Source organism: Mycobacterium sp. (assembly GCF_040398885.1).
Lineage (GTDB): Bacteria > Actinomycetota > Actinomycetes > Mycobacteriales > Mycobacteriaceae > Mycobacterium.
The window spans coordinates 1-6,634 of sequence record NZ_JBBATF010000163.1; the positions used below are offsets into that span (position 1 = coordinate 1).

A 6,634-nucleotide genomic window follows, 5' to 3' on the forward strand; every position below is an offset into this window, starting at 1 on the left:
GAGATGACTTTGAAGCCGCTGGATGATCGTGTGGTGGTGCAACCTGTCGAGGCCGCACCGGTGACCGACGCCGCCGCGCCCGCGGCGGCACCAGCCCCGCAGGCCGCGGCCGACCCGGGTGACTGGGACCGGTCCGGCACCCGGCCGGCCCCGGCGGCGGCGGTCAAGGTTCCCTACGGGGATCCCTCCGAGTGGGACCTCACGCTGCCGGCGGTGCCCAGCGCGTTCCTGTCCGGCGACCCGGTCCAGATCATCAACGCCGTTCTCGGGATCGCCCAGAACTCCGCGCAGGTCACCCAGCAACTGGGCAAGAAGTTCCTGCAGAAACTGGGCATCCTCAAGCCCACCGACACCGGTATCACCAACGGCGGCGGAATCCCGCTGGTCTACGGCAACCAGGCCATCGAGTACGTCATCAAGCGGGCGATGTCCCAGATCGGCGTCCCGTACTCCTGGGGCGGCGGAACCGCCGCCGGGCCGAGTCGCGGCATCGACTCCGGCGCGGGGACCGTCGGCTTCGACTGCTCGGGCCTGGTGCTCTACGCGTTCGCCGGCGCCGGCATCAAACTGCCGCATTACTCGGGTTCGCAGTACGAAATGGGCCGCAAGATCCCGGCAGCGCAGATGCGTCGCGGCGATGTGCTGTTCTGGGGCCCCAACGGGAGCCAGCACGTGGCGATCTACCTCGGCAACAACCAGATGGTCGAGGCGCCCTACACCGGCGCGACCGTCCGCGTCGCCCCGGTCCGCACCAGCGGTATGACCCCCTTCGCCGTGCGCTACATCGAGTGGTGAGGCCGGACATGCCGTCGCGCAAACCGTTGCGGCCGCCCCGCGCCCTGGCGGCGGTGCTGACCGCTCTGCTGCTCGCCGTCGGGTTCGCCACCCCGGCGGCCGCCGCGCCGGCGGTCGCGGCAGGGGAGTGGGATCCGACGCTGCCTCAGGTGGTCAGCGCCGGCGCCCCCGGGGACCCGGTCGCCGTCGCCCAGGCGTCGCTGGCCTTCACCCAGCAGGCCGCCCAGGCCACCATGGATCTGGGCAAGAAGTTCCTCGCCGGTTTGGGTATCGGGGGCGGTCCCTCGGCACTGCCGGGCGGTCGGGTCAGCGGACCCCAGGCCATCGAGTACGTCGTTCGTCGGGGCGCCTCGCAGCGCGGAGTGCCCTACTCCTGGGGGGGCGGGGCGATCAACGGCCCCAGCGAAGGGGTCGACCAGGACGCCGGCAAAGTCGGTTACGACTGCTCGGGCTTCACCCGGTTCGCCTTCGCCGGGGTCGGCGTGCTGATCCCCAAGTACTCCGGTGACCAGTACAAAGCCGGCCGGCACATCCCGCCGTCGCAGGCCAAGCGCGGGGATCTGATCTTCTACGGCCCGGAGGGGGGCCAACACGTGGCCCTTTATCTGGGCGGCGGCCAGATGATGGAGGCGTCCTCGGGAGCCGGCCAGGTGACCGTCGGCCCGGTCCGTACCGCGGGCATGACGCCCTACCTGACCCGCATCATCGAGACCTGAGCCGGCGGGTGGCCGGACGCGCCGGGCAACGACCCACGTCGACGGATTTCCGATCGCCTGGAATAGTTGTCCCCGGGACTCCTGCTGTCGTGCACGTCCCGCCAGTAGCCGTGGAGGAAATTGAATGACGTCACCAGGTGGGTCGCTCGCGGGTTCGAGCAGCTATGTGAGCTCCGGCTCGGCCTCCGTAAGCAGCGGCAACGGTCTGGCCGGCGAGGTGAACACCCTGGAACGGGCCGTCTTCGAGGTCAAGCGGATCATCGTCGGCCAGGACCAACTGATCGAACGGATCCTGGTCGGGCTCCTGGCGAAGGGCCACGTGCTGCTCGAGGGTGTTCCGGGGGTGGCCAAGACGCTGGCCGTGGAGACCTTCGCCAAGGTGGTCGGAGGCACCTTCTCCCGCATCCAGTTCACTCCGGACCTTGTGCCCACCGACATCATCGGAACCCGTATCTACCGCCAGGGCCGCGAGGAGTTCGACATCGAACTGGGTCCGGTGGTGTGCAACTTCCTGCTCGCCGACGAGATCAACCGGGCGCCGGCGAAGGTCCAGTCCGCGCTGCTCGAGGTGATGGCCGAGCGGAAGATCTCCATCGGCGGCCGCGACTACCCGCTGCCAAAGCCGTTCCTGGTGATGGCCACCCAGAACCCGATCGAGAACGAGGGCGTCTACCCGCTCCCGGAGGCACAGCGCGACCGCTTCCTGTTCAAGATCAACGTCGACTACCCCTCCCCGGAGGAGGAACGCGAGATCATCTACCGGATGGGCGTGACGCCCCCGGAGCCCAAGCAGATTCTCGAGACCGGTGACCTGCTGCGACTGCAGGAGGTGGCGGCCAACAACTTCGTCCACCACGCCCTGGTCGACTACGTGGTCCGGGTGGTCACCGCGACCCGCCGGCCCGAGCAGTTCGGCATGCCCGACGTCAAGGCGTGGATCGCCTACGGCGCCTCGCCGCGCGCGTCGCTGGGCATCATCGCCGCCGCCCGCGCCCTGGCGCTGATCCGCGGACGCGACTATGTGGTGCCCCAGGACGTCATCGAGGTGATCCCGGACGTGCTGCGCCACCGCCTGGTGCTGACCTACGACGCCCTGGCCGACGACGTGAAGGCCGACGCGGTGATCGGCCGGGTCATGCAGACCGTCGCGCTGCCCCAGGTGAATGCGATTCCGCAGCAGGGTCATTCGGTGCCCGCCGGACCTGCGGCGGCCGGCGCAAGCGCTCGGTGAGCGAGCCCCCCGCCTGGGAGGCGGCCGATCAGGCGGACACCGTCCACCCGCCGTCGTTCGGCCGCGGTGAGATCGGTGACGCCAAGCTGTCGGCCGCGTTGCGCACGCTGGAACTCACGGTCAAGCGCAAGCTCGACGGGGTGCTGCAGGGCAACCACCTCGGCCTGATCCCCGGCCCCGGTTCCGAGCCGGGCGACTCGCGGATGTACCAGCCCGGCGACGACGTCCGCCGGATGGACTGGTCGGTGACCGCCCGCACCACCCACCCGCACGTGCGGCAGATGATCGCCGACCGCGAACTGGAGACCTGGCTGGTGGTCGACATGTCGGCCAGCCTGGATTTCGGCACCACCGGCTGCGAGAAGCGCGACCTCGCCGTCGGGGCGGCCGCGGCGATCACCTACCTCAACAGCGGCGGCGGTAACCGGATCGGCGCGCTGATCGCCAACGGCGAGAGGATCATCCGCGTGCCCGCCCGGTCCGGCCGTCAGCACGAGCAGACCCTGCTGCGGGCCATCGCCACCTCGCCGCGGGCGCCACTGGGGGTCCGCGGCGACCTCGCGGTCGCCATCGACGCGCTGCGCCGGCCCGAACGCCGCCGGGGGATGGCGGTGATCATCAGCGACTTCCTCGGTCCGATCAACTGGATGCGTCCGCTTCGGGCCGTCTCCGCCCGCCACGAGGTGCTCGGCATCGAGGTCCTCGATCCGCGTGACGTCGAACTGCCGGCCGTCGGGGACGTGATCCTGCAGGACACCGAGAGCGGTGTGACCCGGGAGTTCACCATCGACGAGCAACTGCGTGACGACTTCGCCCGGGCCGCCGCACTGCACCGCGACGAGGTGGCCCGCACCCTGCGCCGCTGCGGCGCACCGCTGATGACCCTGCGCACCGACCGGGACTGGATCGCCGACATCGTGCGTTTCGTCGCCTCCCGGCGCCGGGGAGCGATGGCGGGCAGCCAGTGAGCCTGCCGTTGCTGGGCCCGATGTCGCTCGGCGGCTTCGCCCACCCGTGGTTCTTCCTGTTCCTGGTCGTGGCCGCCGCCCTGGTCGCGCTGTACATCGCGGTTCAGCGGGCCCGCAAGCAGCGCATCCTGCGGTTCGCGAACATGGAACTGCTGGAAAAGGTTGCGCCGCAACGTCCGAGCCGGTGGCGGCACGTTCCGGCGATCCTGCTGATCTCGTCGCTGGTGATGCTGACGATCGCGATGGCGGGACCGCAGAACGACGTGCGCAAGCCGCGCAACCGGGCGGTGGTGGTCCTGGTGATCGACGTGTCGCAGTCGATGCGCGCCACCGACGTCGAGCCCAGTCGGCTGGCGGCCGCCCAGGTCGCGGCCAAGCAGTTCGCCGACCAGTTGACCCCCGGGATCAACCTCGGACTGATCTCCTACGCGGGCACCGCGACGGTGCTGGTCTCCCCGACGACCAACCGGGAGGCCACCAAGATCGCGCTGGACAAGCTGCAACTCGCCGACCGCACGGCGACCGGCGAGGCCATCTTCACCGCGTTGCAGGCGATCGCCACCGTGGGTGCGGTGATCGGCGGCGCCGGCAGCGCCGACGAGGAGAAGCCGCCGGGCCGCATCGTGCTGATGTCCGACGGCAAGGAGACGGTGCCGTCCAACCCGGACAACCCCAAGGGCGCCTTCACCGCCGCGCGCACCGCCAAGGACCAGGGCGTGCCGATCTCGACGGTGTCCTTCGGCACCCCCTACGGCTACGTGGAGATCAACGATCAGCGGCAGCCGGTGCCGGTGGACGACGAGATGCTCAAGAAGATCGCCGAACTCTCCGACGGGAGCAGCTACAGCGCCTCGACGCTGGAGCAGCTCAAGGAGGTGTTCACCTCGCTGCAGGACCAGATCGGCTACGAGACCATCAAGGGCGACGCCAGCGTGGGCTGGCTCCGGCTGGGCTCGCTGCTGCTGGCGGCGGCCGCCCTGGCGGCACTTCTGATCAACCGCCGGCTCCCGGGTTAGCCCCCTTGCGCCCAAACCGACGAACGGGCGCGAAAGATCGAGTGAATCGCACCAAAACGTCGACCTCGGCATGGGCGTGCCTGATTTCGGGCTGACAGCAGGAAGGCACTAAGTTGACGGGCATGACCGACACCCCGAGTCCCGGCGCCGACGGCCAGAGTGCGGGCGGCAGACCCCCGTTCGTCTCCCGCTCCGTACTGGTCACCGGCGGGAACCGGGGGATCGGCCTGGCCATCGCCAGGCGGCTGGCCGCCGACGGGCACAAGGTGGCCGTCACCCACCGCGGCTCGGGGGCGCCGGACGGACTGTTCGGAGTCGAGTGCGACATCACCGACAGCGCGGCCGTGGACCGGGCCTTCACCGAGGTCGAGCAGCACCAGGGCGCGGTGGAGGTGCTGGTGTCCAACGCCGGCATCACCGCGGACGCGTTCATGATCCGGATGACCGAGGAGCGCTTCGAGAAGGTCATCGACGCCAACCTCACCGGAGCGTTCCGGGTGGCCCAGCGCGCGGCGCGCAGCATGCAGCGCAACCGGTTCGGCCGGATGATCTTCGTCGGGTCGGTCTCGGGGATGTGGGGCATCGGCAACCAGTCCAACTACGCCGCGTCCAAGGCCGGTCTGATCGGCATGGCGCGGTCTATCTCGCGCGAGATGTCCAAGGCCGGGGTGACCGCCAATGTGGTCGCTCCCGGCCTGATCGACACCGACATGACCCGCGCGATGGACGAACGGGTTCAGGAGGGCGCCCTGGAGTTCATCCCGGCCAAGCGGATCGGCACCGCCGAGGAGGTCGCCGGGGCGGTCAGCTTCCTGGCCTCGGAGGACGCCGGCTACATCGCCGGTGCGGTGATCCCGGTCGACGGCGGCATGGGCATGGGCCACTAGGCCCGGCCCCCAGACACGAAAGGACCCACATGGCAGGGCTTCTCGAGGGCAAGCGCGTCCTCGTCACCGGCATCATCACCGACTCCTCGATCGCGTTCCACATCGCGCGGGTGGCCCAGGAGGCCGGCGCGGAGGTCGTCTGCACCGGCTACGAACGCATGCGCCTGATCCGCCGGATCGTCGACCGGCTGCCCGGTCCGGCGCCCCTGCTGGAGTTGGACGTGCAGAACCCCGAGCACCTCGACACCCTGGCCGACCGGATCACCGAGGCGATCGGCGCGGGCAACAGGCTCGACGGCGTGGTGCACTCCATCGGCTACATGCCGCCCAGCGGCATGGGCGTCAACCCGTTCTTCGACGCGCCCTACGAGGACGTCGCCAAGGGGATCCACATCTCGGCCTTCTCCTACGCCTCGCTGGCCAAAGCCGTTCTACCGATCATGAATCCGGGCGGCGGCATCGTGGGCATGGACTTCGACCCCACCCGCGCGATGCCGGCCTACAACTGGATGACGGTGGCCAAGAGCGCGCTGGAGTCGGTGAACCGGTTCGTCGCCCGCGAGGCCGGCAAGGTCGGGGTGCGGTCGAATCTCGTTGCGGCCGGACCGATTCGGACGCTTGCGATGAGCGCGATCATGGGCGGCGCACTGGGCGACGAGTTCAAGGACGAGATGAAGATGCTGGAGGAGGGGTGGGACCAGCGGTCACCGCTGGGTTGGGACATGAAGGATCCCACCGCGGTCGCCAAGACGGTGTGCGCCCTGGTCTCCGATTGGCTGCCGGCCACCACCGGCACGGTGATCTACGCCGACGGCGGCGCCAGCACGCAACTGTTGTGAGCGACTTCGACGCCCTGCTGCTGCTGTCCTTCGGCGGCCCGGAGGGCCCCGAACAGGTGATGCCGTTCCTGGAGAACGTCACCCGCGGTCGCGGCATCCCGCGGGAGCGCCTGGAGTCGGTGGCCGAGCACTACCTGCACTTCGGCGGGGTGTCGCCGATCAACGGCATCAACCGGTCGCTG

At 69.7% G+C, this 6,634-nt stretch carries 8 protein-coding genes; all 8 read left to right on the plus strand.

The annotated features are described in order from the left end of the window. The coding region (locus ADBZ5U_RS13475; protein WP_526810988.1) for an NlpC/P60 family protein at positions 1 to 795 on the plus strand (795 nt) is incomplete at its 5' end. Between the two features lie 8 nt (positions 796 to 803). Beyond that, positions 804 to 1,511, plus strand: coding sequence for an NlpC/P60 family peptidoglycan endopeptidase RipB (gene ripB, locus ADBZ5U_RS13480; RefSeq protein WP_526810990.1), 708 nt, complete (start codon positions 804 to 806; stop codon positions 1,509 to 1,511). 124 nt (positions 1,512 to 1,635) lie between these two features. Next, positions 1,636 to 2,742: a chaperone MoxR1 gene (gene moxR1, locus ADBZ5U_RS13485; protein ID WP_526810992.1), complete on the plus strand. Its 1,107-nt coding sequence runs from the start codon at positions 1,636 to 1,638 to the stop codon at positions 2,740 to 2,742. Continuing rightward, the gene (locus ADBZ5U_RS13490; protein ID WP_526810994.1) at positions 2,739 to 3,710 is read left to right on the plus strand and encodes a DUF58 domain-containing protein; all 972 of its coding nucleotides are present in this window, start codon (positions 2,739 to 2,741) and stop codon (positions 3,708 to 3,710) included. The genes moxR1 and ADBZ5U_RS13490 overlap by 4 nt, the downstream gene beginning before the upstream one ends. Further along, positions 3,707 to 4,726 (plus strand): vWA domain-containing protein, encoded by a 1,020-nt coding sequence (locus tag ADBZ5U_RS13495; protein WP_526810996.1) that lies wholly within the window; start codon positions 3,707 to 3,709, stop codon positions 4,724 to 4,726. Before ADBZ5U_RS13490 ends, ADBZ5U_RS13495 begins: the two co-directional genes overlap by 4 nt. Positions 4,727 to 4,848: 122 nt before the next feature. Continuing rightward, positions 4,849 to 5,613 carry a 3-oxoacyl-ACP reductase FabG1 gene (gene fabG1, locus ADBZ5U_RS13500; RefSeq protein ID WP_526810998.1) on the plus strand — a complete coding sequence of 255 codons (765 nt, stop codon included), beginning with the start codon at positions 4,849 to 4,851 and terminating at the stop codon, positions 5,611 to 5,613. A gap of 29 nt (positions 5,614 to 5,642) precedes the next feature. Further along, positions 5,643 to 6,452, plus strand: a complete 810-nt coding sequence (gene inhA, locus ADBZ5U_RS13505) for an NADH-dependent enoyl-ACP reductase InhA (protein ID WP_526811000.1) — start codon at positions 5,643 to 5,645, stop codon at positions 6,450 to 6,452. Next, positions 6,449 to 6,634: ferrochelatase (locus ADBZ5U_RS13510; protein WP_526811002.1), on the plus strand; the 186-nt coding region annotated here is incomplete at its 3' end. The genes inhA and ADBZ5U_RS13510, both read left to right, overlap by 4 nt.